This window comes from Chryseobacterium sp. MP_3.2 (assembly GCF_035984805.1).
Classification (GTDB): domain Bacteria; phylum Bacteroidota; class Bacteroidia; order Flavobacteriales; family Weeksellaceae; genus Kaistella.
In genome coordinates this window covers 469,315-494,094 of sequence record NZ_JAXCHW010000001.1, presented here as the reverse complement: position 1 = coordinate 494,094, position 24,780 = coordinate 469,315, and the positions used below count along the sequence as shown (strand labels likewise).

The window sequence follows — 24,780 nt, the reverse complement described above, 5'->3', positions numbered from 1 at the left end:
GATAAACATTTTAACAATCTGACTTTAAAACATTTATGAATTTAATATAAATGTAATGCAATCCACAATTTTACCAACAGACATTCTGACATTTGACCTTGTTTAAAAGATTTACAAAAGTTAATTTTAAAATGAAGTAAAAAAAAATTAAATTTGAGAATTGTAAAATTGAAGAATATGCCCGAAGACTTAATGTACCAGAGAAACCCCGATTTCCCTAACCGCTATATTTCCCCGAAAAAACTTTTTCATTACCTCCAGCAGAATTACAAGGACTCAATTGTAGAAATCGGAACCTCCGTTTTAGATCAACCCATTTATAAAATGACTCTAGGTTCGGGTTCAATAAAAATATTAGCATGGTCGCAAATGCATGGTAATGAGTCGAATGCAACTCATTCGATGTTGGATTTGCTTGAAATATTCAGGATTAATCCAAGTATTCAATCAGACCTTTTTACTCATATTACTTTGGAATTTATTTTTATGCTTAATCCGGATGGTTCAGCAGCTTGGACGCGAAGAAATGCATTAGATATTGACATGAATCGGGATTTCCTCAAATTGTCTAGTAAAGAATTTAGATTATTGAAGGATATGGTAGAAGAGCAGAACTATGATTACGCTTTAAATCTTCATGAGCAGCGAACCATTTTTACGACCGATGAAATGAATGCGGCAACACTCTCCTTTTTAGCTCCGGCCGAAAATTTCGATAGAGAAATTACGCCGACAAGAAAAAAAGCTATGGCCGTGATTTCGGCCATTTACTCAAAATTAGAGTCAGCACTTCCGAATCAAATTGGAAGATATTCAGATGAGTTTTATCCTACTTCTACGGGTGATAACCTAACAAAAATGGGAATTCCCACTATTTTGTATGAAGGAGGTCACTTTCCAGATGATTACGAAAGAAATGAAACAAGGAAATTTTACACGCTGGCTTTGTATGAGGGATTAAAAGCGATAGCAAATTTAGAGGGCAGTTCGAAGGGATGGGAAAAATATTTGGAAATTCCTGAGAATAAAGAAAGCCACTACGATATCATTTATCGAAATGTGAAATTAAACACGGACCACGAATGTATTTTAGACGTTGCAGTTCAATATACAGAGGAAGTAAAGGGAAATGAAGAGGAAATCACCTTTGTTCCAATTGTGGTGGAAGTAGGCGATGTAGGAAAGAAAAAAGGATGGAAAGAAATTGACTGCACCGGGAAAAGATTTATCTGCGAAAGAAAATATCCGAAATTGGATGCAGAAGTTAATTTTAAGATTGAATAAAAAAAAGCGAAATCCGAGGATTTCGCTTTTCTATTTTTGATTGTAATGGAAATTATTGAACCACTTTAATTCCGTTCGCTACAAATCTTATTTCTTCTTGCGGTTTTGTGATTAAATCAATTTCTGCCTGAGATTTTTTTGCATCTTCTGCGTAATGTTTTTGCTCATCTACAGAAATAACTTTCGTCTCTGCATTTCCTTCTAGAACAATATTTTTTCCTTTTAGTGCAGTAGGAACAAAAAATCCGTAATCTTTCATTTTCACAAAGAATTTTTCCTTGTTTTCTGTTTCTACGGTGAACCAACATCCCTTTTTATCGCAAACATCAATCACTTTCCCTTTTACGGCAACGTTTTCTACTTTTTTAGCTTTTTTTAATTTCTTATCCAAAGCTTTTGGCGTCATTGCTACCTTTTCTGAACTTGCAGAAACTTTTTCCCCATACATTTCACCCACTAAGGCATTTCCTGCAGGTGGACCCATTTTCTTTTCCGCTTCTTGTGCAAATGCGATTGTTGAAAAAGAAATCATTATAAAGAGAGCTATTTTTTTCATTTCAAAATTTTTTCAAAAATACTATTTTTTTTCTGAGTTCTCTCAATTTGATAATTATAGTTACGGAAGTCTTAATAAAAAGTTAAAAGCATTAGAGAAAATTTATATATTTACGCCTGTCAAATAAAAATGGGGACCCTAAATCAAAGAAATTGAGTACCCCAAAATATAATATCCATTTCTATATATGAATAAGAAACTGAAATTGTGGGATGCTACAATGCTCGTAATGGGCTCTATGATTGGTAGCGGAATATTTATTGTGAGTTCAGACATGATGCGGAATTTAGGCTCTGGCTACTGGCTCATTACCGTTTGGGTAATTACAGGAATTATGACGGTTGCGGCCGCAATTTCATATGGAGAACTTTCCTCAATGTTCCCAAAAGCCGGCGGACAATATACCTACATCACCGAAATTTTTGGAAAAATGACGGGTTTCCTTTACGGTTGGGGTTTATTCACCGTCATTCAAACTGGAACGATTGCGGCAGTGGCAATGGCTTTCGGTAAGTTTACCGCTTACTTAATTCCAGCCTTAAATGATTCAGCTCCACTCTTTCAATCTGGCGGATTTAAAATAACCTGGATTCAGATTTTAGCCATCGCTGTTATTCTTTTACTTACGTACATCAACACGAAAGGCCTTAAAAACGGAAAAATTTTACAAGATATTTTTACTTCTTCTAAAGTTTTAGCGCTATTAGGAATTATTGTTTTTGGATTTATTTTGGTCAAAAATTCGCAGTGGGCAGGAAATATGAGTTTTAATTGGAACGCATTCCAGAATTTCGGGACCGAAGTCGGAACCAGTCTTGTCTCCACCGAATGGAAAGCCATTGGAAGCATTACCCTTTTAGGAGGAATAGCCGCGGCAATGGTGGGTTCCGTTTTCAGTTCTGTAGCTTGGGAAAATGTGACTTTCATGTCTGGAGAAATAGAAAATCCGAAGAAAAATGTCGTAAAATCAATGGTTTTAGGGACCACCATCGTGATGGTTCTTTATATGTTGGTGAACTTCGTATACTTGCACGCGCTGGATCGGGACGGAATTGCCTTTGCAGAAAGCAATCGTCCAGCAGTTTCCGCCTCAGAAGTTATTTTCGGTAATATTGGAACCATCATTATGGCAATTTTAGTCATGATTTCTACCTTTGGTTGCATCAATGGATTAGTTTTAGCGGGTTCGCGCGTTTTTCAGACCATGGCAAAAGACGGCTTGTTCTTTAAATCCGCAGTAGAAAACAATGCGCATAATGTTCCAGAAAAATCTTTGTGGATGCAGGGAATTTGGGCATGTGTTCTTGCACTCAGTGGTCAATATGGCGATTTGTTGGATATGATTTCTTTTGTGATCGTCTTATTTTACATGATTACTGTTTTCGGTGTGATTTATTTAAGAATCAAAAAACCAGATTTAGAAAGACCGTACAAAACTTGGTTATATCCTGTAACCCCAATAATATACTTACTCATCGGTACTGCATTTTGCGGCTTGCTGATTTGGTTTAAACCACAATATACTTGGCCTGGGTTCATTTTGATTTTACTTGGACTGCCGGTTTATTGGTTCATCAATCGAAATAAATCACGCAGATAATTTTTTGAAGCGTGAGAAATGGGCTTGCTATAGAAAAAACTGACCCGTTTTCCGCACTCGCTTCCAAAAAAGGCGTTCCCGAGAATCGGGAACGCCTTTTTTGGAGAGCTCAAACAATTGCTCCAACCGGGGCTAAAAATTTTTACTGGCTTTTTTTTGTGGCGTTTAATTTGCAAGGTTCACAACTAATTTTAGAGTAAAAATATGTCAGAATTAGTCGCCATTTTTCAGTCTTCCTATTTGTATGAAATTGAATTAGCCAAATCCAAACTCGCTTCCCGAGAAATTCCCAGCTACATAAAAAACGAATATGTAAATAATATTGCCGTATTTCCCATCTCCCAAAACTATTTCCTGTTGGTGAATGAGAATGATTTTCATCGTGCAGAAAAAGTTTTGGCAGATTATGACAGCATTACTTCTGAAGATGTTAATCTCAATCAATAAAGGAAATTAATCTTCTGTGTAAAATTCAGCCTTATATTTTAGCCCCGATTGCAGAGAAAATCTTTTCTTTTTTCGCTTATTAGCGTAAAAGAAAAATTGTAATGGAAAGCGGGTCAGCTTCTTTGGAGAAAAACTGATTTGTCTGCTCCTTAAAAGTTGATATTTTACTGCAATATCAATTGTTTTGCCTTTGTCTTCACTTTTTATTTTCCCTATCTTTACGCAAAATTTTTAGACAAAATGATTGACTGGGAAACTGTAAAAGAATACGAAGATATTACCTATCAAAAATGTGGCGAAGTTGCCAGAATAGCCTTCAATAGACCAGAAGTACGTAACGCTTTTCGCCCGAAAACCACTTCCGAATTATATGATGCTTTTTATCACGTCTCCGAAGATTCTTCAGTAGGCGTAGTTTTATTAACCGGTGAAGGACCAAGTCCAAAAGATGGCGGTCATGCATTTTGCAGCGGTGGAGATCAAAAAGCCCGCGGTGAGCAAGGTTATGTAGGAGATGATGGAAGACACCGATTGAATATTTTAGAAGTTCAGCGGCTCATTAGATTCATGCCGAAAGTGGTGATTGCCGTGGTAAACGGTTGGGCAGTTGGTGGCGGACATTCTTTGCACGTGGTTTGTGATTTAACTTTGGCGAGTGAAGAACACGCGATTTTTAAACAAACCGATGCAGATGTGACCAGTTTTGATGGTGGTTACGGTTCTGCGTATTTGGCGAAAATGGTCGGACAAAAAAAAGCTAGAGAAATTTTCTTTTTAGGTCGGAACTATTCTGCAAAAGAGGCTGAAGAAATGGGAATGGTCAATGCAGTAATTCCGCATGATAAATTAGAAGAAACTGCTTATGAATGGGCAGAGGAAATTTTAGGCAAATCTCCAATGTCTATACGGATGCTAAAATTTGCCATGAATTTAACGGACGACGGAATGGTGGGTCAACAAGTTTTCGCGGGAGAAGCTACAAGACTTGCCTACATGACGGAAGAGGCAAAAGAAGGCAGAAATGCTTTTTTAGAGAAAAGAAAACCCAATTTCGGCGAGAACAAGTGGATTTCTTAAAAATGTAAAAAGTAGATATAAAAGTAAAAAGTACAAAGTCACTTACATTGTACATCATACATTATACAGAAAAATGAACGATTGGATACAAGCCGCAAGATTGCGCACTTTGCCGCTTTCTATGAGTGGAATTATTCTTGGCTCTTTTATCGCCCGGTGGCGAATTGTAGAAAGTGGAGGAACTTGGGACTGGAAGATTTTTGCCATGGCAATTTTGGTAACCTTGCTTTATCAAGTGCTTTCTAACTACGCGAATGATTACGGAGATGGCATCAAAGGGACGGACAAAACAAGAATTACGGAAGCTGAACAAAGAGCAGTAGCATCGGGAAGAATTACGGCAAGTCAGATGAAGAATGCCGTCATTATATTTTCTATTTTATCTCTCATTGCAACATTTGCCCTTTTGTATCTGGCATTTTTCCGCGAAAATTTAATGCAAGAATTTTACACTTTTGTGGCCTTAGGAATTGCGTGTATTTTGGCGGCAATTGGATACACCGTGGGGAAAAAACCGTATGGATATTTGGGATTAGGAGATATTTTCGTGTTTATATTTTTTGGATTGGTTTCGGTTTGCGGAAGTTATTTCCTCTTTACCAAATCATTTGACTGGGATATTTTATTGCCAGCAACAGCAGTGGGAATGTTGAGCGCTGCAGTTTTAAACTTAAATAACATGCGCGATATTGAGAACGATCGATTGAGTGGTAAGAAAACTTTGGCGCTCCGACTTGGATTTAAATATGCCATGATTTATGAAATCATCTTGCTGCAACTTCCTTTAATATTAATGTTGGTTTTCATGATGAAAAATGATTTACACACGCAAGGAAATTATTATGCCTTCATCTTTTTTATCTTAATGATTCCCATGATGGGCGTTCGAAGAAAAATTATGCTGATTAAAGAGCCGAAAGAATTAGATCCATTTTTGAAGCAGGTAGGAATTATTACTTTAGCGATGGCCGTTTTGGTCGCGATTGGGTTAAATTATTTTTAAGACATTTTTTATTTTTAAATAAAACATAAATGACAATACAATATCTAGGACAAAACTGCTTCTTATTTACTTATGAAGGAAAAAGCATTTTAAGTGATCCTTTCTACAATTTTGGAAAGGAAAAATCCGGGTTTAATATTGCAGCGCAAACGATAGATTACATTCTCATCACTCATGCACACGGCGATCATACCGCAGATGTGAAAGAAGTTTTGGAACATCATCCTGCGGCACAAATTATTGGGCAACCAGAAATTTGTGGCTACTTTAATCATCCGAATTCGATTGATATCAATTTTGGTGGTTCAGCAAAGATTTTAGATCTGAAAATTTATATGGTCCCCGCGTCTCATACCAGTTCTTTCCCAGACGGAACGTATGGTGGTGAACCTGCAGGATATATTTTCCGTTTGCCGGGAAAAAACCTTTATTTCGCGGGAGATACAGGTGTGATGGCAGATATGGAATTATTCCCAAAATTATTTGGAAATATTGATTTAGCGATTTTACCAGTCGGTTCACATTACACCATGTGCGCCAGAAAAGCAAGTTTTGCGGCGGAGGAATTACTGAAAACGAAGAAGGTGATTGGCTGTCATTTCGATACTTTTCCGCCCATAACGATTAATCATGACGAAGCGAAAAAACATTTTACTGATAGGAATATAGAATTGATTTTGCCAACATTAGGCCAGGTTTTAAGTTTTTAAATATGTATAATCCGCTCTCAAAAGAAGTCTGGAAAGTGTATCCCTTGAATTACGAGTTTGAGGGAAATAACCATTTGGAAATTTCTAATTTGGGACGTGTAAAATCATTTAACAAGTTTCATCCAGACGGTAATATCATCAGAGGAAGTTTACAAGGTGGATTCCCCATTATTCGGTTAAGATTATATCAAAAACGCACATCAGATGAAATTCAAATGATCAATGAAGTTCAGAAGGCGATTGATGATCTTAATGCGAAGATAAAATTGTTGGGCAAAAAAGATAAGGAAAGTGCAGAACTATCTAAACTTAGATCAAATCGCGACGCTGAAATTCAGAAAAGGAAAAAAATCAATACTCACATTAATAAGGAGAGAGCCTTAAATATTGGATTTTTGGTTCACAAAATGGTAGCAGAACTATTTTTAGAAGTTCCCCAAAATAATTCTCAAACTTTCGTCATTCATAAGGATTTCGATAAAAAAAATAATGTGTTCACCAATCTAGAGTATGCAGATCAACAAACGTTAACCGAACGCAGTGATTCGCATCCGAACAACGTTGCATATAATTTTAAGAAGGAATTTTTGGAGCCTGCTTTACGCGTGAAAAATTCAAAGCTTAAGGACAGTGAAGTGCTTTTTATAAAGAAACGATTGAAAAAAGGAGTATGTAATAAAAAATTAGCAAAGCGGTTTGGAATATCAGAAATGCAGATTCACCGTATTAAAACTGGGGAAAACTGGAATCATGTACAATTGGTGGAGGATCTCTTAGAAAAAAGAAAGAAAAAATGGCAAGCTACCTAAATCACACCGCTACAACCGTTTACCTTTGCTGCGTTCCCACCCTGGAGGAGTCACAGGAGCTGGTTGTTTAGGACTTGCCGGTGCAAAGATAGGAGTTTAATTTAAATTTCAAAATTAGAAAGGCTTATTTTTGCAGAAATATTGAAATCTTAGTTTTTAAAGATTCAAAAAAATAAAAAAAATAATAGAAAAAAGATAAAAAATTTAGAATGGTAAAAAATATTTCGGGAATTGGATTAATGATATATGCAGCCACGATGCTGATTTTTTTCAGCTTGTATTTTTTCGGTATGAACATCGATTATTTCAATAATACAGTCATTTTAAATGCGTTCCTCCTTCCCGCAGTTTATTTGGCAGGAGCCTTTTACTCGGTACATGTTTGGAAGAAAGAGGGTGGTTTAATGAATTTCACCACCATTTTTGGACGCTCTTTTAAAAGCATGTTTTTGGGCGGACTTTTATCCGTTTTAACCATGTTTGCTTTTCTCAATTTTGTCGATAAAGACGCGAAAAACTTATTGAACTATCAATATATCGAAAGGCAAAAAACGGAACTCAACAATGAATATGAGAAAGCCAAAATGTTTTTGGAGGAAAAAGAAGAAATTGCAGAGCTTGATAAAAGTTATTATATGAGACTGCAAAGTTTTTCCCCAGAAATGGTAAAGGATAAAGATATGTTTTCTTTCCGCCAGTTTACCTACTACTTTGGCGCAATCATGATTTTCTACGTAATTTTGTCTGTTTTCTTCGCGAGTTTTTTCCGAACCAGAGGGGTACATTAAGCTTTTTGTTATCTTTTAGTTGAGCTTTTACTTCAAACTCTACTAATAAAAATCTAATTTTGAATCAGAAATTTCAAATTTTGAAATCTATATGAATTTATCAATCATCATCCCGCTTTTAAACGAAGAAGAGTCTTTGGAAGAATTATTCTTTCGGATTAATACAGTATGTACTACTGCCAATTTATCTTATGAAGTTTGGTTTATAGACGATGGAAGCACCGATCTTTCCTGGAGCATTATCGAAAATTTAAAAGTTCAGTATCCACAAATTCATGGGATTAAATTCTCTAGAAATTATGGAAAATCTCAGGCACTTCATGCCGCTTTCGAAAGAGCGAAAGGAGATGTAGTAATTACCATGGATGCCGATCTGCAAGACTTTCCAGAAGAAATTCCAGAATTGAACCGCATGATTGTTCAAGAGAATTATGACATCGTATCTGGTTGGAAGAAAAAGCGTTATGATAATGTGATGACCAAAAATATTCCTTCAAAATTGTTCAATGCCGCTGCAAGAAAAGTTTCTGGCGTGGAACTTCATGATTTTAACTGCGGCTTAAAGGCGTATAAAAAAGAAGTGGTAAAATCCATTGATGTTTATGGAGATATGCATCGATACATTCCAGTTCTTGCTGCTAATGCCGGTTTCCGTAGAATAACAGAAAAAGAAGTTCCGCACCAAGCAAGACCTTATGGAACTTCTAAATTTGGAACTGAACGCTTTGTACGTGGATTTTTAGACTTGGTAACGCTCTGGTTTGTGAGCAGATTTGGGGGCAGACCAATGCATTTATTTGGCGCGGTAGGAACGGTGATGTTCATCGTGGGATTTTTGTCAACTGTTTGGTTGGGAGTTTCCAAGTTAATTAATGTAGCGCGTGGTATTTATGGACATTTAATTACAGATAATCCGTGGTTTTTCATTGCATTAACCATGATGTTGATGGGAACACTTCTTTTTATCGCCGGCTTTTTAGGAGAAATGCTTATCCGAACCAATAGGGAACAAAAGAATTATAACATTGATAAAATGATTTAATCAATTTCATTCTTTTCAAATCAATTTTTTAATGGCTTATCTAAAATTTTCTCTCCAAATTTCAATGATCAAAAAGCACGCAATTTTACGCACGTTAATTTTTGTAGCAATGACTTTCTTTGCACTCACCTCCTGCTCGAAAATAACGCCCAAAGGCAATATTGTAAGTTCTGATGAGAAGGTAGAAGATTTTGTAAATCTGGAAATGGAGGGGAAATTTCGGGCTTTTTATGTAAAAAGTGATAGCAGCTATGTTAATGTAGAAACCTACAATAACTTTGCAGATAATTTGAAAATTAAGGTGGAAGATAAAACCTTGAAAATTACAGAACGACGCGAAACTTCGGAGGTAGATTTTTATAATGTGACCGTTTATTCCAAATATAACTTGGAAAAACTTACACTCAAGGATTCTGTAGAATTCAATACATCCAGCACAATTACCACGGACAATTTTAAGCTGAATCTTAAAAAAAATGCTAAATTTATAGGCGCCATAAACGCCAGAAGCTCCTTAATCGAAATGTCCGAAAAAAGCCGTGCTAATTTTACAGGCAAAAGTAAAAACGCAGTGATTAAGATTTCTGATACTGCGAGTTTAATCGCGCCTTTTTGGATGATAGCAAATCTAAATATTGATTCTAAAAATGAGAATTACACAGAAGTTAACGTTCTAGATTCAATTAAAGGAGACATTAAAAATACTTCCAAATTTCTTTATTACAATAATCCAATCAGGGCTTTTAAAATTGAGAAAACGGCAGAAGTACAAAATAAAATTTTAACAGCGAACTAATAAATTAGTCCCAATTCTACATCGAAAATTTGGAACTGGAATAAAATAAAAACTTATGGAAACGATTGAGAAAGCAAAACTTTGGCTTACAGAAACTTTTGACGAAGAAACCAGAAATACGGTTCAGGAATTAATTGATAGTGAATCAGAAGATTTAGAGGATTCATTCTACCGCGAATTAGAGTTTGGAACAGGTGGAATGCGTGGAATTATGGGCGTGGGAACAAATCGACTCAATAAATACACGTTGGGACAAGCAACGCAAGGCTTAGCCAATTATCTTCACACGCAGTTTCAAAATCAAGAAATTAAAGTCGCCATTGCTTATGATGTTCGCCATAACTCCAAAGAATTTGGGAAAATATGTGCCGATGTTTTAACGGCGAATGGTATTAAAGTACTGCTTTTTAAAAATCACCGTCCGACTCCCGAACTTTCTTTTACCGTTCGCGATAAAAAATGCCAAGCAGGAATCGTTTTAACCGCATCTCATAATCCGCCGGAATATAATGGCTACAAGGTTTATTGGGATGATGGAGCTCAAATTGTTCCACCCAATGATGAGGCAATTATCAAAGAAGTCTATTCTGTAAAATTTTCGGAAATTAAGTTTGAAGGAAATGATGATCTCATTGAATGGATAGGCGAGGAGCAAGATGCCGTTTACATTGATGCATGTATGGAAAATTCCCTGTATCAAGATATTGGGCGAGATAATTTAAACATTGTTTTTAGTTCCATTCACGGTACAACTTACGCAACGGTACCAGATGCTTTGGCAAAAGCAGGATTTACAAAAGTGGATTTGGTTCGGGAACAAATGATACCGAGCGGTAATTTTCCTACGGTAAGTTCTCCTAATCCGGAAGAACCCGCAGCGCTGGAAATGGCGATGGATTTAGCCAGAATTACGAATGGCGACATAGTAATAGGAACCGATCCAGATGGTGACCGACTTGGAATTGCTGTACGGGATTTAGATGGAGAAATCGTATTATTGAACGGAAATCAAACCAATACCATTCTTACCTACTATATTTTGGACCAGTGGAAAAAAGCTGGAAAAATTACGGGAAAAGAGTTCATTGGCTCTACCATTGTCACCTCTGATATTTTCTTTGATATTGCCCAAAAGTTTGGCGTAGACTGCAAAGTTGGTTTAACCGGCTTCAAATGGATCGGTAAAATGATTCGTGATTTCGAGGGGAAAGAAAAATTTGTGTGTGGGGGCGAAGAAAGTTTTGGCTTTATGACGGGAGATTTCGTGCGGGATAAAGATTCGTGCGGTTCTATTCTTTTAGCTTGTGAAATTGCCGCAGTGTGCAAAGCCGAAGGAAAAACCATGTACCAGTATATGATTGAGATTTATAAAGATCTTGAAATGTATTACGAAGGTTTGGTGAATGTAGTGAGAAAGGGGAGAACTGGAGCTGAAGAAATTATTCAGATGATGAAAGATTTTCGGGAAAATCCACCTTTAGAAATTGCCGGCTCCAAAGTAACAGTAGTGAAGGATTTTCAAATGCAGACTTCTTTAGATATTTTGGAAAATAAAAAATCTACTATGGATGATATTCCGAAGTCCAATGTATTGATTTATTATACAGAAGATGGAACTAAAGTTTGCGTGAGACCCTCTGGAACGGAACCGAAAATTAAATTCTATGTTTCTGTAAAAGATGATATTAGTTCTGAAGAGGATTTTAAAAACAAATTAGTCCTGCTCGAAAATAAAATTCAGCAAGTAAAAGAAGATTTAAAACTATAATTTTATTCAATGAAAGTATCCAAACTCGCCGAAAATCTTGTAGGCTCAGAAATTGTTAAAATTGGAAATCAGGTCAATGACCTGAAAAGTCAAGGCGCAGAAATTGCAAACCTCACGATTGGCGATTTAAATTCTAATATTTATCCAATCCCTGCAGAATTAAAAGAAGAAATCCATAAAGCTTATCAAAATAATTTAACCAATTATCCACCCGCAAGTGGACTTTTGTCCCTTCGTCAAGCGATATCAAAAGATTTAAAAAATCGCTGGAATCTGGATTATTCTGATCAAGAAATTTTGGTAGCTGCAGGTTCCAGACCTTTGATCTTTGCTTTTTTTGAAACAATTGTGGATCCAGGTGATAAAGTGATTTTCCCCATTCCATCTTGGAATAATAATCATTACTCTTATTTAACGGGTGCAGAAAAAGTGGAGATAGACACTTCGCCAGAGAATAATTTCTTACCAGTAGCTGCAGACTTAAAACCCCATTTAGATAATGCAGTTTTATTAGCGCTGTGTTCACCACAGAATCCTACGGGAACCATGTACACCAAGCAGCAACTTACAGATATTTGTGAATTGGTCTTAGAGGAAAATAAACGTCGCGGTCCCGAGGAAAAGCCCTTGTATTTGATGTACGATCAGATTTATGCGATGCTAACTTTTGCAGAAGAACATTTTAATCCAGTTTCCCTTTTCCCAGATTTGAAAAAATACACGGTCTACATCGATGGTATATCCAAATGTTTTGCAGCCACAGGAGTGCGCGTCGGTTGGAGTTTTGGTCCAGCAGAAATTATTGCAAAAATGCAGGCACTTTTAACTCATGTTGGAGCTTGGGCGCCGAAACCAGAGCAAAATGCAGTTGCCGAATATTTAGGACAAACTGAAAAAGTAAATTCTTTTGTAGATGATTTTAAGGAGAAAATTTCTCACAGTTTAAAAACGCTTCATGAGGGAATTCAAGCCCTGAAGGAAAAAGGTTTTGCGGTGGATAGTATTCAGCCAATGGGCGCTTTGTACCTAACTATTAAAATTGATTATCTCGGCAAATCTTATGGTCAAAATAAATCCATTAGCAATTCTACAGATTTGGTTTTCTATCTCATTGAAGAAGCTGGAGTAGCTTTCGTGCCTTTTTCAGCCTTCGGGAATTCTTCAGAAATGATGTGGTTCCGTGCTTCTGCCGGTGGCGTTTCTTTAGGAGAAATTCGAGCAATGTTGCCAAGGTTAGAAAATGCGCTGGAAAAATTAAAATAAATTGGTATTTCCGGTCTTAAAATAATCCCTAAGTAGTTCAAATTAAAACATGAAAATTATAGCTGTAATTCCGGCGCGCTATGAAGCCAGCAGATTTCCTGGCAAATTGATGCAGAGTTTGGGAGATCAATCCGTCATTCTAACTACGTATCAAAATGTGGTTGATACGGGCTTATTTGATGACGTTTTTGTGGCTACAGATTCCCAAATTATTTTCGATGAAATCATTGCGCACAAAGGAAAAGCAGTGATGACGGGTGAACATGAAACAGGAAGTGATAGAATTGCAGAGGCAGTAGAAAACATTGAATGTGATATCGTGATCAATATTCAAGGAGATGAACCTTTTTTAAAGTTGGAACCGCTGAAACAATTGATTCAGGTTTTTAAAGAAGATACTACGAAAGAAATATCATTAGCCTCACTTAAAATAAAATTATTGGATCAGGAAGAAATTGAGAATCCAAATAATGTAAAGGTCATTACTGATCAGAAAGATTTTGCTCTCTATTTCAGTCGCTCTGTGATTCCTTTTGCGCGAGAAAAATCATTGCCGATAAACTATTTTAAACATATTGGCGTTTATGCATTTCGGAAAAGTGCCTTATTAAATTTTTCTAAATTAGAAATGACGCCTTTAGAATTAGCAGAAAAAATAGAATGCATCCGTTATCTGGAATCTGGAATGAAAATCAAGATGATAGAAACAGATTTTGTGGGAGTGGGAATTGATGTTCCAGAAGATTTAGAAAAAGCGAGACAAATTTTAAAAGAAATGAAATCTTGATTTTGAAAATTGCTGACTCATGGTCCTCAAATCATTAGCTAACTGCAATATTTAACATATTTTAGGATGTTAACCTAATTAAAATCATTTCCGTTCCCATTGTAAAAGTATATATTTGGGAATTATAAGGTTCGAAAAATTAGAAATGAAAGGATGTTTTAACGAACATCAGATTGTAATATGAAGAAATTATTTTTAGTACTTATTTTGTGCACGCAAACTATTTTTGCACAAACAGCCAAAGAGATTATTGATCAAAATATAGAATTATCGGGAGGGTTAACCAATTGGAAATTATTGAATTCTGTGATTTTACAAGGTAAAGTTACATTAGGAATCAATGATGAATATCCCATAAAAATTTATCAGCAAAGACCAAATCTTACCAAAACCGTGATTACCATTAACAAAAAGGAAACGCCGATTGAAGGCTATGATGGTAAAAAAGGTTACGCCATGAATTACGCTACCAATAAGGTACAGGAATATCCCAATTACAATGCGGAAAGTTTTGATAATGATTTTATCGATTGGGAAAATAAAGGGTTTGAAGCAAAATATTTAGGCAAAGAAAAAGTAGGAGAGCAGTACTGTCACAAAGTGGAACTCACGAAAAATGTGAACAAAACGCTCTATTTTTTCGACACTAAAACTTATATGATTACAAAGGAAATAAAAGCCGACGAAACCATTTTCTACAGTGATTACCGTAAGATTGGCAGTTTAATGATGCCTTTCCGCTTGGAGTCTAATTCTCAGAAAAAAGATGGTGATTACGTGATGACGCTTAATAGAATTGAGTCCAATAAAGTTTTACCTGCCAATACTTTTAAATTCTAAAGAACCTTTAATCGCTCAACGCTATGTGCATTACAAGCGCTCTATAAGTGGGCTCGTCAACTATTGTACAATAAACATTAATTCTTTTTTGATAAAATTCCTACGTTTATAAGGATTGGTGTAAACATATTTCAATACGAAACTTCTCCATAATTTCACCAAACTTTTCAAATTGCTATGGCAGAAATAGACAATTTGATTTGAATGTTTCGGGACTTAAACCTATTTTTATACCTGAAAAATTAAACGACCCACTAACTTAAAAGGCAAACCGCCCTTAATCATTTTAAACCAATGAAAAAATTATTTATCGTCATCTTATCGATCGGCGCTTTTCTCCAAAGCTGTACTCAGCAAAAAAAAGAAATTGCGCAGGATAAAAATACCACCACCCAAACCATGAAAAGCATTTACGATTTTAAAGTTGAAAGCATTGACGGGCAAGAAATTAACTTTGCCGATTTTAAAGGAAAGAAAATTTTGATTGTAAATACTGCTTCTGAATGTGGCTTTACAAAACAATATGCCGATTTGCAGAAAGTTTCTCAGGATTATGCAGATAAGGTAGTCGTTATCGGTTTTCCAGCGAATAATTTTGGTGGTCAAGAGCCAGGTAACAACACTGATATTGGAGCATTCTGTGAGAAAAATTTCGGGGTGACATTTCCATTGGCTGCAAAAGTTTCTGTGAAAGGAGATGACACGGCGCCCATTTTTAAATTTTTAACAGATAAAGATTTAAATGGTGTAAAAAACACAACGATCATGTGGAACTTTACGAAATTTGTGGTAGATGAAAATGGAAAATTAGTGGACAGTTTTATTAGTACGACTAAACCAACAGACAACGCGATTACTAAGTATTTCAACTAATCCGTTTTCTGAACAAAATTCTAACGGTATCTTGCAGTTTCGCGGTTTTTCTTGAAAAGAGAAATTAAAGGTTTCAATAAAGCTTTGTATTTCTCAATATCAAAGAGTTGCGAATCTGTGAGTGCCTTATAGGTCAACCAAATTCCGAAAGGGAAAAGAACAATATTTGGCAACCATGCTGCGAGATATGGATTCATTTTTCCCGACCACGCCATATTTTCTACGGATAAATTGATGACGTAGAAAATAATAAATACCACAATCGCAATTACCACAGGCAACCCTAAACCCCCTTTTCTAATGATTGATCCTAAACTGGAGCCGATTAAGAAGAAAATAATACACGTCACGGAAAACGCAAAAATCCTTTGCTGGTAAATTACAACTCTCGAGAAGTAAGCGTGCAACTCTTGAACCTGCGGTTCTTTTCCTGCATTCAATTGCTTAAGTCCTTCAATCTTATTATAAGCAGACAACATAACTTCTTGCCTTTTTTTCGGTTTTAAGGTATCTAGTTTTCCGGGTGCTACTATCGGTTTCGTTGCTTTGCTCTTATCAATAAAATTAACGTATGTATTGGTTTGATTTACAATATCTGAACTGAGATTCCCTAGAATATTATCATTTTCTTTCTTTGTTTTTTCAATGGTTTTATTAAGCTGAATAAAATTTTGAAAGGAATAATCGTCTGTAATTTTTTCTGATTCTAAAGCCTTAGAAATGATTTCTGAAATATTAAAATGAGAAATTAGCGTGTCAAATTTAATGGCTTGATCTGGTTGTTTTAAACGTTGCTCATATTCTCCACTTCCTACATTGTCTTCGAAAACGGTTCCATTAAACAGAACCAATTTTAAATAATTGGGATTGTCTGCAGGAACAAATCGTCCTTTTTCAGCCACAATAGATTGTTGGTTCTCAAAAGAATTGGCCATTTTATGAATAAAGACCCCTTCTAAGCGTTCTCCATTTTCTCCCAAGATACGGTCAAATTTCACGCTATAACCGGGAATTTGCTGAATAAATTGACCCGGTGTAAAATTCAGCGCAGGTCTGGTAGCAGCGATATTATAAAGCATGTTTTTGGCTTTCCGCTGAAAATCCGGTACAATGTTATTGGAAAAGACAAAAAGTAATCCCGAAAATAAAAAGGATACTAAAAATAAAGGCATCATAATTCGGGTGAGGGATATTCCTGCAGCTTTCATGGCCGCTAATTCATAACGTTCCCCAAATTCGCCAAAAGTCATAATAGAAGAAAGTAAAATGGTCAGTGGTAAAACCAACTGCACCACAACACCAGATAAGTAGGAGAGGAGCTTTAAAATCTCCCAATAGGTAAGACCTTTCCCCGTGAATTGTGCCAATCTGATCCACACAATATTCACCACGAAGATAAAAAAGAGCACACTGAAGATAAAAATAAACGGTCCGAAGAAGGTTTTAATGACGTACCAGTCAATTTTTTTTATCATGGCTCAAATTTAACAAAAAAGTCACAAAGAAATTTCCTTTGTGACTTTTTTTGAAAGTTATTATCCTAAAGTTCTGTTACAATATAATTTTTAAACTGCGACTTATCAAAACCAAACATAGAGCTGTTTAAATTTTGATTAATACGGTAGTCACTTATTGCAATTACAGAAACGCTGTTGTCTGTAGAAAACTGTTCCATTTTGACCAACTGTTTCTTAGAATCATTCACAAAAAGATTGACTGATTTAATTCCATTTTTGGTCGTAGGTGTCAATTGAATCTTATCTGCGGTCACACCATTTACCTTTACTTTCCCCACATATTTTACATTATAACCTTTTTTATACTCTTCAATATACGTTAAAGGAGAGAACATTTGTTCTTGTCCAGTTGGCGTTGCAATGGTTACTTCCTGATCCTCAGCAGAAATATTGTAGATTTTTTTTCCGTCATAGATTTGTTCCGTACCCATTATTTTGAGTTTGTATTTATCTTTCGCGGAGTAAAAAATTCCGGGTTCTGTTTTAGTTACTGTTTTTCCGTTGCCTGTTCCGTAGACAAATTTGAAATAGACGTTATCTTTGGCTTTGTAATTATTGGATACCGCTTCTAGAATAGTTTTCGCCTTGGCGTCAATTTTCTGCGCAGACATTGTTCCGGAGATTGCAAATGAAAAAGCAGCAATCGTCATTTTAGTCAAAATATTTTTCATTCTACTTTTTTTAATTGGATAGATTTTAAGGATAAAAGTTAAACTAATGTTTAAAGTTTTACCTTATTTCCGCAATTCTTCCAAAAACTGTTCCAAAGAATTTAAATCAGAGATCTGAACTTCTCTTGCTTTCGCCCCATTGAAGCCACCTACAATTCCGCTCGCCTCTAGTTGATCCATAATTCTACCCGCTCTATTATATCCCAATTTAAGTTGTCTTTGCAGCATTGAGGTGGATCCTTGTTGTGTAGAAACAATAATTCTGGCGGCATCTTCAAACAGAACGTCTTTTTCGTTCGGGTCAAAGGCTCCAACGGTAGAGGTAGTTTCTTCCGTGGAATATTCTGGCAACATAAAAGCACTTGCGTAACCTTTTTGTTCCCCAATAAATTCTGCAATTTTTTCAACTTCAGGCGTATCCACAAAAGCACATTGTAAACGCATAATTTCATTTCCATTAAAGTAAAGCATATCTCCTTTACCAATCAACTGATCTGCTCCTGGCGAATCTAAAATCGTTCTGGAATCAACACTGGAAATTACTCTAAAAGCTGCTCTGGCGGGGAAGTTGGCTTTGATCATACCTGTAATTACATTTACAGAAGGTCTTTGCGTTGCCACAATTAAATGAATTCCGATTGCTCTTGCTAACTGGGCTAATCTTGCAATTGGGATTTCGACTTCTTTTCCTGCAGTCATAATTAAATCGGCAAATTCATCCACAACCAAAACGATGTACGGTAAATATCGATGTCCATTTTCAGGATTTAATTTTCTTTCTGTGAATTTTTTATTGTACTCTTTAATATTTTTACAGAATGCATTTTTCAATAAATCATAGCGTTGATCCATTTCCACACACAAGGATTTAAGCGTGTTGATCACTTTGTGCGTATCTGTAATAATGGCATCATCTCCATCTGGAAGTTTAGCTAAATAATGTCTTTCAATTTTAGAATAAAGAGATAGTTCCACTTTTTTCGGATCTACCATGACAAACTTTAATTCGCTTGGATGCTTTTTATAAAGTAAGGAAGTTAAAATCGCATTGATACCCACTGATTTTCCTTGTCCGGTTGCTCCCGCCATCAATAAGTGAGGCATTTTTGCTAAATCGGCCATGAAAATTTCATTAGAAATAGTCTTTCCGAAAACCACGGGTAAATCCATATCGGTGTTTTGGAATTTTGCAGAAGCAATCACACTCCTCATAGAAACCATGGTAGGATTTTTTCTTGGAACTTCAATTCCAATGGTTCCTTTTCCAGGCATTGGCGCGATGATTCTAATTCCTAAAGCCGATAAATTAAGAGCAATGTCATCTTGTAATTTTTTAATGGCCGCCACACGAATTCCTGCTTCTGGAACAATTTCATATAAGGTAACCGTTGGACCTACCGTCGCTTTTATTTCCGCAATACCAACGTTAAAATTCTTCAGTAAGCCAACAATTTTATTTTTGTTTTCTTCTAATTCTTCACGGTTGATGGAGATTTCTTCATTCCCATAATCCCGAAGCAAATCTAAAGTAGGCATCTGGAATTTTGCCAATTCTAATTTGTGATCATACAATCCGTGTTTGTCCACTAATTCCTGAGATTTTCGGTCAGATTCATCGATGATATCAACCGGTTTAGCAACCTCTACTTTAAAGGAAATATTATCGCTTTCAGTAGCTGCAGTAGTTTTAGGCGACTTAGGACTTAGATTTATTTCGTGGGTTGTAGTATCTGTTACGGTTACGTTTGGAGATAAATCCTCAAAAGAAGTTTTATTCGGAGTTGTAATGGTTTTAAATTCATCTTGAGAAGCGTGATTTATATTCGTTTTTAAGGGGACAGCATCCGAAACTTCAGTCGTGATTTCATCAGAATTGAAATCATTTTCCAGTTCATCATCTGCCTCGAAATTTTCTGCTGAACTGGGCATCATTGCTTTTACCCTGCCTAAAGTTTGATCATTTAAAGTATTGAATTTAGCCTTTACATTTTGAGAATTTAAATTGAATTCTAAAACAAAATAAAGTCCAATACTTACAATTAAAACCAACCAAAGACCCACGATACCAATAACAGAATTGAGAAAATCCATGATTTGAAATCCGTACACGCCACTTAGAACGCCTTGTCCTTTTGTAACTGCACCCATAAAAATGGGTAACCAAACAATAAAGAATAGGGAATGCCCGAAAGTTTTCCAGGGTTTAAAGTAATTTTTCTTCAAAGTCATCATCCCAAAAACCAGGAACAAAAAAGCAACAATAAAAGCGGCGATTCCCAGGCTTTCAAAAATGAAAAGATTACCTAACCAATCTCCGATTTTACCGAATATATTAGAGGATTTAACTGTTTTGTCCAGCATGGTTCCAGCTTGACTTTGATCAGACTTCCAATTGAGAAGATAAGATACAAATGAAAACGTTAAAACAATTGAAGTAACAATAAAGAGAACACCAAAAAATATGCGCGGTTTTGAAAGGGTTTTGCTTTGTTCAGGCGTGTTTTTCGGGGCTTTTGAGGTAATTTTTTCCATAGTGACAATGTTCGCAAATTTAATAATTAAATTTAAGAATATTCTCCGCAAAATATTGAATTTTTGGTTTTAAACGTTAAATATTTTCAAGCAAAATTAAAATCTTCTCAGCTGAATTTCACTTCACATTTTAGCTATTCTCTACTTCAAAAAATATTTTAGGAACGCTATTTGAATATTTAAAAATGAATAAAAAATATACGAAATGGAAACCGATGAAAACAGCAAAAATTTAGAAGATCTATTAAATTCTTCTCCTAAAAATTTCACAAAAGATGAAAGATCAAATTTGGCAGATGGTAAGAACGAAAGTGAGGGAGAGGAAGATGATTCCACTCAAGTTGTAAAAGAGGCCGAGAATGCAGTGCCGCCAAAAGCGTGGGAGAATCAGAAAAAAGCCTACAATGATGCTTTCGAAACAATAAAAATCAACAGTTAGAAGATGATTTTTAATATAAATTTTAAAATCTAAAATCCGCTTAATGGCGGATTTTTTTTAAGTAGTTTCAGAAGTTTGCAGATCTTCAAAAATTCTCATTGGTTTTTTATCGGCTCCAATTGCAACCAAAGTGAAATCTCCTGCAACTGCCTTTTCTCTGCTTTCCGCGTACATTTCTTCCACGAAAACTTCTACATTCACTTTCAAACTGGAGTTCCCAACATACTTTACTTTTCCAATTAATTCTACCAAAGTATCTGCAGGAATCGGTTTTTTAAAGTCTATTCTATCGCAACTTACGGTTACGAAAGATTTTCTTGCAAATCTTGTCGCGGTCATAAAAGCAACTTCGTCCATCATTTCCATCACCGTTCCACCAAACATGGTATTATGATGATTCGTGATGTTCGGGAAAACGACTTTGAAAACGTGGGTTTCTGAATTTTTAATTTTTTCCTGATAGTTCATTTCTTATAAGTTTAAAGATTAGTAAAGGACCTAAACAGAAAAAAAGAACTTTAAAAAAGTGGAATTTTCTGCTTCAAATCGCGAAAGCATTATTTCATTTCAAAATAGGGATCTGACTTTCCAGCGAGGATTACAGTTGCGCGACAGTTCGTGATTTGCACACGATTCACCTTAATTATTAAAACCTTAAGCGCAAATATAAATTTTTTTTTTTCGCAGCAATATAGAGCCAAGGTTGGAACTATTTTTGAAGCTTCTTTTCGGAAACAATTAAAATTTAAAAAGATGATTCCAGAAAATAATTCAGAAGAGCAAAAAAGAAAATTAGAAGAAATGGATTACAATCCTGGCGAAGATATCTTCAATAAAGAAGAGCATATCTCGTTAGATGGAGACGGCAACCCGATTTTAAATAATAATCAACCAGACGCAATGCCGTTTGGTCTTGATATTCCAGGGGTGGAAGATGATGATAATTTTGAGCAATTTACAAATCAAATTCCGACTGAAAATGAAAGTGTTCATAAAAGTGATGAAAGGGGAATTACTTCCGAGTAAATTGCTCCTAACATGTTATAAAATAAGACCTCACTTTTAAAAGTGAGGTTTTTGAGTTTTATAATGACTATGTTTTTCAATTTCAATATCTTTAAAACTTTGAATCTTAAACTCAAAACTTTATATTTAGCATGACTTTTCAAGAACAAATTCAACAAGGAATCCCTTCCGAATTGCCACAAACAAAAGCTTTTAATCCGGCAATTAACCACGCACCCAAAAGAAAGGAAATCCTGACGGAAGAAGAAAAAATACTTGCTTTGAAAAATGCTTTAAGATATTTTGAGCCTAAATTTCATGCAGAATTATTGCCTGAATTTCGCGAAGAATTAGAAAATTATGGTAGAATTTATATGTACCGATTTCGCCCAGATTATGAAATGAAAGCGCGTCCGATTTCAGATTATCCCGGAAAATCCGAACAAGCAAAATCGATCATGCTCATGATTCAGAATAATTTGGATTACGCGGTTGCGCAACATCCGCATGAACTCATTACTTACGGTGGAAATGGCGCGGTTTTTCAGAATTGGGCGCAATATTTATTGACGATGAAATATTTGTCGGAAATGACCGATGAGCAAACTTTAACCATGTATTCCGGTCATCCGATGGGATTATTTCCGAGCCACAAAGAAGCTCCAAGAGTAGTTGTAACAAACGGAATGGTGATTCCAAATTATTCTAAACCCGACGATTGGGAAAAAATGAATGCTTTAGGCGTTTCGCAATATGGACAAATGACGGCGGGAAGTTACATGTACATTGGTCCACAAGGAATTGTTCACGGAACGACAATCACAGTTTTGAATGCTTTTAGAAAAATTAATAAAGATCCGAAAGGTGGAATTTTCGTTACTTCAGGTTTGGGCGGAATGTCTGGAGCGCAACCAAAAGCGGGAAATATTGCAGGTTGCATCACGGTTTGTGCAGAAGTAAATCCTAAAATTGCGAAAATTCGTCACGAACAAAAGTGGGTGAACGAAATTCATGATGATTTAGATGAATTGGTAGAAAGAGTTCGAAAAGCGCAGAAACATAAGGAAACTGTTTCTTTAGCATACCTCGGAAATATAGTGGATATCTGGGAGAAATTTGACGAAGCAAATTTAATAATTGATATTGGTTCAGATCAAACTTCACTTCATAATCCGTGGTCGGGAGGATATTATCCGGTGGATCAAAGTTTCGAAGAATCCAATAAAATGATGGCTGAAAATCCTGAATTATTTAAGGAAAAAGTTCAGGAAACTTTACGACGTCACGCTGCAGCCATTAATAAACATACTACCCTTCGACAAGCTCAGGAACCAGGAACTTATTTTTTCGATTATGGGAACGCATTTTTACTGGAAGCGAGTAGAGCCGGAGCCGATGTAATGTCGGAAAATCCGACAATCGGGCGGGAATTCAAGTTTCCAAGTTATGTTCAAGATATTATGGGACCCATGTGTTTCGATTATGGTTTCGGCCCTTTTCGCTGGGTTTGTGCGAGTGGAAAGCCAGAAGATTTACAGAAAACAGATAAAATAGCTCGCGAAATTTTAGAGGAAATGATCAAAAATTCTCCGCCAGAAATTAAGCAACAAATGCAGGATAATATTACCTGGATCAAAGGAGCGCAGGAAAATAATCTGGTGGTCGGTTCTCAAGCAAGAATACTTTACGCAGATTCTGAGGGTCGAATGAAAATCGCCGCTGCTTTCAATAAAGCCATAAAAAATGGAGAAATTGGACCGGTGATTTTAGGAAGAGATCATCACGATGTATCGGGTACAGATTCGCCTTATCGGGAAACCTCCAATATTTATGACGGGTCCAGATTTACTGCAGATATGGCGATTCAGAATGTGATCGGCGATAGTTTTCGCGGCGCAACCTGGGTTTCCATTCATAATGGAGGTGGAGTTGGATGGGGCGAAGTGATTAATGGCGGTTTCGGAATGTTGCTCGATGGAAGTGATGATGCGGATCGGCGTTTAAAATCCATGCTTTTCTGGGATGTGAATAACGGAATTTCCCGTAGAAGTTGGGCGAGAAATGAAGGAGCTGTTTTCGCCATAAAACGTGCGATGGAAATGGAGCCGAATTTGAAAGTGACGCTGCCGAATATTGTGGATGAGGGTTTGTTTTAAAAATGGGAATTCCCCTCCTTTGGAGGGGTGTTAAAAATTCGGAGAATTTTTAACGGGGTGGTTTATTATGCAAGTGTTTTTTTCCGTTTAAGAATAATTTTCAATAATGAAATTCTCCAAATCTTTCATTGAGGAATGCAGATGGTGCTTCACATCCCAATCCGTAATTCTAAAAAGCTTTAAACCCAAATTTTCCAGAAAAGCAGTTCTTTCCAAATCATATTCCTGTTTAAAATCGTGACTTGTACCATCAATTTCGACAACCAATCCTAAAGTTTTCACATAGAAATCGACAATATAATTTCCAATAATTCTCTGCCTGTCAAAATCAATTTTGTGAAAAGTTCTGTTTCGAACCTGTTTCCAAAATAAGACTTCCGATAAAATCCCAAGTTTTCTTTTTTCTCTGGTCAAAGGTTTTAGATAAGGGTTATAAGGCAGGTTTTCGACGAAATTAGGATGAATAATGATGCCTTCAATCTGGGTTAATATTTCTTTTTCCGGCATTTGTTTTTAATTTTATAATACATTTAGGTTTTTTTTGTAGAACTGCAGCACTATTGTCGACCCCGTCAAAAATTCTTTGAATTTTTGCGACCCCTCCAAAGGAGGGGAATTTTGTGCGGATCATTCTGATGGAATTTCCCGCAGAAGTGGGGCTAGAAATGAAGGAGCTGTTTTCGCCATAAAACGTGCGATGGAAATGGAGCCGAATTTGAAAGTGACGCTACCGAATTATGAACTCGCAAACGCGGCGAAAAATTCGGATCATCGGCATGAGAATAAAACTCCGCTCTAAATAAATAATCACCACTCA

The 24,780-nt window shown here is 36.0% G+C and carries 24 protein-coding genes, 1 other RNA gene and 1 pseudogene; 19 read left to right on the top strand and 7 right to left on the bottom strand.

Annotated elements, in window-relative coordinates:
• Positions 1–177: 177 nt before the first annotated feature.
• Positions 178–1,284, top strand: coding sequence for a M14 family zinc carboxypeptidase (locus tag RCH13_RS02335; protein ID WP_326985595.1), 1,107 nt, complete (start codon positions 178–180; stop codon positions 1,282–1,284).
• Positions 1,285–1,336: 52 nt separating this feature from the next.
• Here the strand turns inward: RCH13_RS02335 and RCH13_RS02330 are convergent, their stop codons facing one another.
• Positions 1,337–1,840 carry a DUF4920 domain-containing protein gene (locus RCH13_RS02330; protein ID WP_326985594.1) on the bottom strand — a complete coding sequence of 168 codons (504 nt, stop codon included), beginning with the start codon at positions 1,838–1,840 and terminating at the stop codon, positions 1,337–1,339.
• A gap of 187 nt (positions 1,841–2,027) precedes the next feature.
• On the opposite strand from RCH13_RS02330, the gene RCH13_RS02325 reads away from it, so the two are divergent.
• From RCH13_RS02325 to RCH13_RS13915, 6 genes and pseudogenes are all read left to right on the top strand, one after another.
• Positions 2,028–3,440 (top strand): APC family permease, encoded by a 1,413-nt coding sequence (locus tag RCH13_RS02325; protein ID WP_326985593.1) that lies wholly within the window; start codon positions 2,028–2,030, stop codon positions 3,438–3,440.
• A 204-nt stretch (positions 3,441–3,644) separates the two neighbouring features.
• On the top strand, positions 3,645–3,887 hold the full coding sequence (locus RCH13_RS02320; protein ID WP_326985592.1) for a putative signal transducing protein: 243 nt from the start codon (positions 3,645–3,647) through the stop codon (positions 3,885–3,887).
• Between the two features lie 240 nt (positions 3,888–4,127).
• Positions 4,128–4,964 carry a 1,4-dihydroxy-2-naphthoyl-CoA synthase gene (locus RCH13_RS02315; protein ID WP_326985591.1) on the top strand — a complete coding sequence of 279 codons (837 nt, stop codon included), beginning with the start codon at positions 4,128–4,130 and terminating at the stop codon, positions 4,962–4,964.
• A 73-nt stretch (positions 4,965–5,037) separates the two neighbouring features.
• On the top strand, positions 5,038–5,967 hold the full coding sequence (menA, locus tag RCH13_RS02310; protein ID WP_326985590.1) for a 1,4-dihydroxy-2-naphthoate octaprenyltransferase: 930 nt from the start codon (positions 5,038–5,040) through the stop codon (positions 5,965–5,967).
• Between the two features lie 29 nt (positions 5,968–5,996).
• Entirely contained in the window at positions 5,997–6,677 is a 681-nt protein-coding gene (locus RCH13_RS02305) for a metal-dependent hydrolase (RefSeq protein WP_326985589.1), read from the top strand.
• 2 nt (positions 6,678–6,679) lie between these two features.
• Positions 6,680–6,847 (top strand): annotated as a pseudogene (locus tag RCH13_RS13915) (NUMOD4 domain-containing protein); the annotation flags it as partial.
• A gap of 621 nt (positions 6,848–7,468) precedes the next feature.
• Here RCH13_RS13915 and ffs read toward each other — a convergent pair.
• Positions 7,469–7,566, bottom strand: an RNA gene (gene ffs / locus RCH13_RS02300) — signal recognition particle sRNA small type.
• A 129-nt stretch (positions 7,567–7,695) separates the two neighbouring features.
• Here ffs and RCH13_RS02295 point away from each other — a divergent pair.
• The 8 genes from RCH13_RS02295 (at position 7,696) to RCH13_RS02260 (ending at position 15,643) form a co-directional block, all read left to right on the top strand.
• Positions 7,696–8,274, top strand: coding sequence for a DUF4199 family protein (locus tag RCH13_RS02295; protein WP_326985588.1), 579 nt, complete (start codon positions 7,696–7,698; stop codon positions 8,272–8,274).
• Positions 8,275–8,365: 91 nt separating this feature from the next.
• The gene (locus RCH13_RS02290; RefSeq protein ID WP_326985587.1) at positions 8,366–9,316 is read left to right on the top strand and encodes a glycosyltransferase family 2 protein; all 951 of its coding nucleotides are present in this window, start codon (positions 8,366–8,368) and stop codon (positions 9,314–9,316) included.
• Between the two features lie 64 nt (positions 9,317–9,380).
• The gene (locus RCH13_RS02285; protein WP_326985586.1) at positions 9,381–10,112 is read left to right on the top strand and encodes a GIN domain-containing protein; all 732 of its coding nucleotides are present in this window, start codon (positions 9,381–9,383) and stop codon (positions 10,110–10,112) included.
• Positions 10,113–10,167: 55 nt separating this feature from the next.
• Positions 10,168–11,880 (top strand): phospho-sugar mutase, encoded by a 1,713-nt coding sequence (locus RCH13_RS02280; RefSeq protein WP_326985585.1) that lies wholly within the window; start codon positions 10,168–10,170, stop codon positions 11,878–11,880.
• Positions 11,881–11,889: 9 nt separating this feature from the next.
• Positions 11,890–13,143 carry a pyridoxal phosphate-dependent aminotransferase gene (locus tag RCH13_RS02275; RefSeq protein ID WP_326985584.1) on the top strand — a complete coding sequence of 418 codons (1,254 nt, stop codon included), beginning with the start codon at positions 11,890–11,892 and terminating at the stop codon, positions 13,141–13,143.
• A gap of 49 nt (positions 13,144–13,192) precedes the next feature.
• Positions 13,193–13,930: a 3-deoxy-manno-octulosonate cytidylyltransferase gene (gene kdsB, locus RCH13_RS02270; protein WP_326985583.1), complete on the top strand. Its 738-nt coding sequence runs from the start codon at positions 13,193–13,195 to the stop codon at positions 13,928–13,930.
• Positions 13,931–14,110: 180 nt separating this feature from the next.
• Entirely contained in the window at positions 14,111–14,770 is a 660-nt protein-coding gene (locus tag RCH13_RS02265; RefSeq protein WP_326985582.1) for a histidine kinase, read from the top strand.
• Between the two features lie 294 nt (positions 14,771–15,064).
• Complete coding sequence (locus RCH13_RS02260) at positions 15,065–15,643, top strand: glutathione peroxidase (protein ID WP_326985581.1); 579 nt, start codon at positions 15,065–15,067, stop codon at positions 15,641–15,643.
• Positions 15,644–15,663: 20 nt separating this feature from the next.
• On the opposite strand, the gene RCH13_RS02255 is transcribed toward RCH13_RS02260, so the two are convergent.
• The 3 genes from RCH13_RS02255 to RCH13_RS02245 all read right to left on the bottom strand — a co-directional run bounded on the left by RCH13_RS02255 (position 15,664) and on the right by RCH13_RS02245 (position 20,363).
• Positions 15,664–17,118 (bottom strand): LptF/LptG family permease, encoded by a 1,455-nt coding sequence (locus tag RCH13_RS02255; protein WP_326985580.1) that lies wholly within the window; start codon positions 17,116–17,118, stop codon positions 15,664–15,666.
• Between the two features lie 65 nt (positions 17,119–17,183).
• Positions 17,184–17,831: a LolA family protein gene (locus tag RCH13_RS02250; protein ID WP_326985579.1), complete on the bottom strand. Its 648-nt coding sequence runs from the start codon at positions 17,829–17,831 to the stop codon at positions 17,184–17,186.
• 63 nt (positions 17,832–17,894) lie between these two features.
• Positions 17,895–20,363, bottom strand: a complete 2,469-nt coding sequence (locus tag RCH13_RS02245; RefSeq protein ID WP_326985578.1) for an FtsK/SpoIIIE family DNA translocase — start codon at positions 20,361–20,363, stop codon at positions 17,895–17,897.
• A 205-nt stretch (positions 20,364–20,568) separates the two neighbouring features.
• Between RCH13_RS02245 and RCH13_RS02240 the strand changes: the two genes are divergently transcribed.
• On the top strand, positions 20,569–20,802 hold the full coding sequence (locus RCH13_RS02240; protein WP_326985577.1) for a hypothetical protein: 234 nt from the start codon (positions 20,569–20,571) through the stop codon (positions 20,800–20,802).
• Positions 20,803–20,859: 57 nt separating this feature from the next.
• Here RCH13_RS02240 and RCH13_RS02235 read toward each other — a convergent pair whose 3' ends face one another.
• The gene (locus RCH13_RS02235; RefSeq protein WP_326985576.1) at positions 20,860–21,270 is read right to left on the bottom strand and encodes an acyl-CoA thioesterase; all 411 of its coding nucleotides are present in this window, start codon (positions 21,268–21,270) and stop codon (positions 20,860–20,862) included.
• A 285-nt stretch (positions 21,271–21,555) separates the two neighbouring features.
• On the opposite strand from RCH13_RS02235, the gene RCH13_RS02230 reads away from it, so the two are divergent.
• Together RCH13_RS02230 and RCH13_RS02225 are read left to right on the top strand one after the other, a co-directional pair.
• On the top strand, positions 21,556–21,828 hold the full coding sequence (locus RCH13_RS02230; RefSeq protein ID WP_326985575.1) for a hypothetical protein: 273 nt from the start codon (positions 21,556–21,558) through the stop codon (positions 21,826–21,828).
• 131 nt (positions 21,829–21,959) lie between these two features.
• Positions 21,960–23,963, top strand: coding sequence for a urocanate hydratase (locus tag RCH13_RS02225; RefSeq protein WP_326985574.1), 2,004 nt, complete (start codon positions 21,960–21,962; stop codon positions 23,961–23,963).
• An 87-nt stretch (positions 23,964–24,050) separates the two neighbouring features.
• On the opposite strand, the gene RCH13_RS02220 is transcribed toward RCH13_RS02225, so the two are convergent.
• Entirely contained in the window at positions 24,051–24,470 is a 420-nt protein-coding gene (locus tag RCH13_RS02220; protein WP_326985573.1) for an endonuclease domain-containing protein, read from the bottom strand.
• A 76-nt stretch (positions 24,471–24,546) separates the two neighbouring features.
• Between RCH13_RS02220 and RCH13_RS02215 the strand changes: the two genes are divergently transcribed.
• A complete protein-coding gene (locus tag RCH13_RS02215; protein ID WP_326985572.1) occupies positions 24,547–24,762 on the top strand; it encodes a hypothetical protein in 216 nt (71 codons plus the stop codon).
• Positions 24,763–24,780 lie beyond the last annotated feature (18 nt).

Excerpts from the sequence above, each read along its gene's own strand:
- RCH13_RS02220 (WP_326985573.1), bottom strand. The coding sequence starts at position 24,470 with ATGCCGGAAAAAGAAATATTAACCCAGATTGAAGGCATCATTATTCAT.
- RCH13_RS02325 (WP_326985593.1), top strand. The coding sequence starts at position 2,028 with ATGAATAAGAAACTGAAATTGTGGGATGCTACAATGCTCGTAATGGGC.
- RCH13_RS02255 (WP_326985580.1), bottom strand. The coding sequence starts at position 17,118 with ATGATAAAAAAAATTGACTGGTACGTCATTAAAACCTTCTTCGGACCG.
- menA (WP_326985590.1), top strand. The coding sequence starts at position 5,038 with ATGAACGATTGGATACAAGCCGCAAGATTGCGCACTTTGCCGCTTTCT.
- RCH13_RS02295 (WP_326985588.1), top strand. The coding sequence starts at position 7,696 with ATGGTAAAAAATATTTCGGGAATTGGATTAATGATATATGCAGCCACG.
- RCH13_RS02330 (WP_326985594.1), bottom strand. The coding sequence starts at position 1,840 with ATGAAAAAAATAGCTCTCTTTATAATGATTTCTTTTTCAACAATCGCA.
- RCH13_RS02280 (WP_326985585.1), top strand. The coding sequence starts at position 10,168 with ATGGAAACGATTGAGAAAGCAAAACTTTGGCTTACAGAAACTTTTGAC.
- RCH13_RS02335 (WP_326985595.1), top strand. The coding sequence starts at position 178 with ATGCCCGAAGACTTAATGTACCAGAGAAACCCCGATTTCCCTAACCGC.
- RCH13_RS02245 (WP_326985578.1), bottom strand. The coding sequence starts at position 20,363 with ATGGAAAAAATTACCTCAAAAGCCCCGAAAAACACGCCTGAACAAAGC.
- RCH13_RS02240 (WP_326985577.1), top strand. The coding sequence starts at position 20,569 with ATGGAAACCGATGAAAACAGCAAAAATTTAGAAGATCTATTAAATTCT.
- RCH13_RS02315 (WP_326985591.1), top strand. The coding sequence starts at position 4,128 with ATGATTGACTGGGAAACTGTAAAAGAATACGAAGATATTACCTATCAA.
- RCH13_RS02225 (WP_326985574.1), top strand. The coding sequence starts at position 21,960 with ATGACTTTTCAAGAACAAATTCAACAAGGAATCCCTTCCGAATTGCCA.
- RCH13_RS02275 (WP_326985584.1), top strand. The coding sequence starts at position 11,890 with ATGAAAGTATCCAAACTCGCCGAAAATCTTGTAGGCTCAGAAATTGTT.
- RCH13_RS02285 (WP_326985586.1), top strand. The coding sequence starts at position 9,381 with ATGATCAAAAAGCACGCAATTTTACGCACGTTAATTTTTGTAGCAATG.
- RCH13_RS02265 (WP_326985582.1), top strand. The coding sequence starts at position 14,111 with ATGAAGAAATTATTTTTAGTACTTATTTTGTGCACGCAAACTATTTTT.
- RCH13_RS02260 (WP_326985581.1), top strand. The coding sequence starts at position 15,065 with ATGAAAAAATTATTTATCGTCATCTTATCGATCGGCGCTTTTCTCCAA.
- RCH13_RS02290 (WP_326985587.1), top strand. The coding sequence starts at position 8,366 with ATGAATTTATCAATCATCATCCCGCTTTTAAACGAAGAAGAGTCTTTG.
- kdsB (WP_326985583.1), top strand. The coding sequence starts at position 13,193 with ATGAAAATTATAGCTGTAATTCCGGCGCGCTATGAAGCCAGCAGATTT.
- RCH13_RS02235 (WP_326985576.1), bottom strand. The coding sequence starts at position 21,270 with ATGAACTATCAGGAAAAAATTAAAAATTCAGAAACCCACGTTTTCAAA.
- RCH13_RS02320 (WP_326985592.1), top strand. The coding sequence starts at position 3,645 with ATGTCAGAATTAGTCGCCATTTTTCAGTCTTCCTATTTGTATGAAATT.
- RCH13_RS02250 (WP_326985579.1), bottom strand. The coding sequence starts at position 17,831 with ATGAAAAATATTTTGACTAAAATGACGATTGCTGCTTTTTCATTTGCA.
- RCH13_RS02230 (WP_326985575.1), top strand. The coding sequence starts at position 21,556 with ATGATTCCAGAAAATAATTCAGAAGAGCAAAAAAGAAAATTAGAAGAA.
- RCH13_RS02305 (WP_326985589.1), top strand. The coding sequence starts at position 5,997 with ATGACAATACAATATCTAGGACAAAACTGCTTCTTATTTACTTATGAA.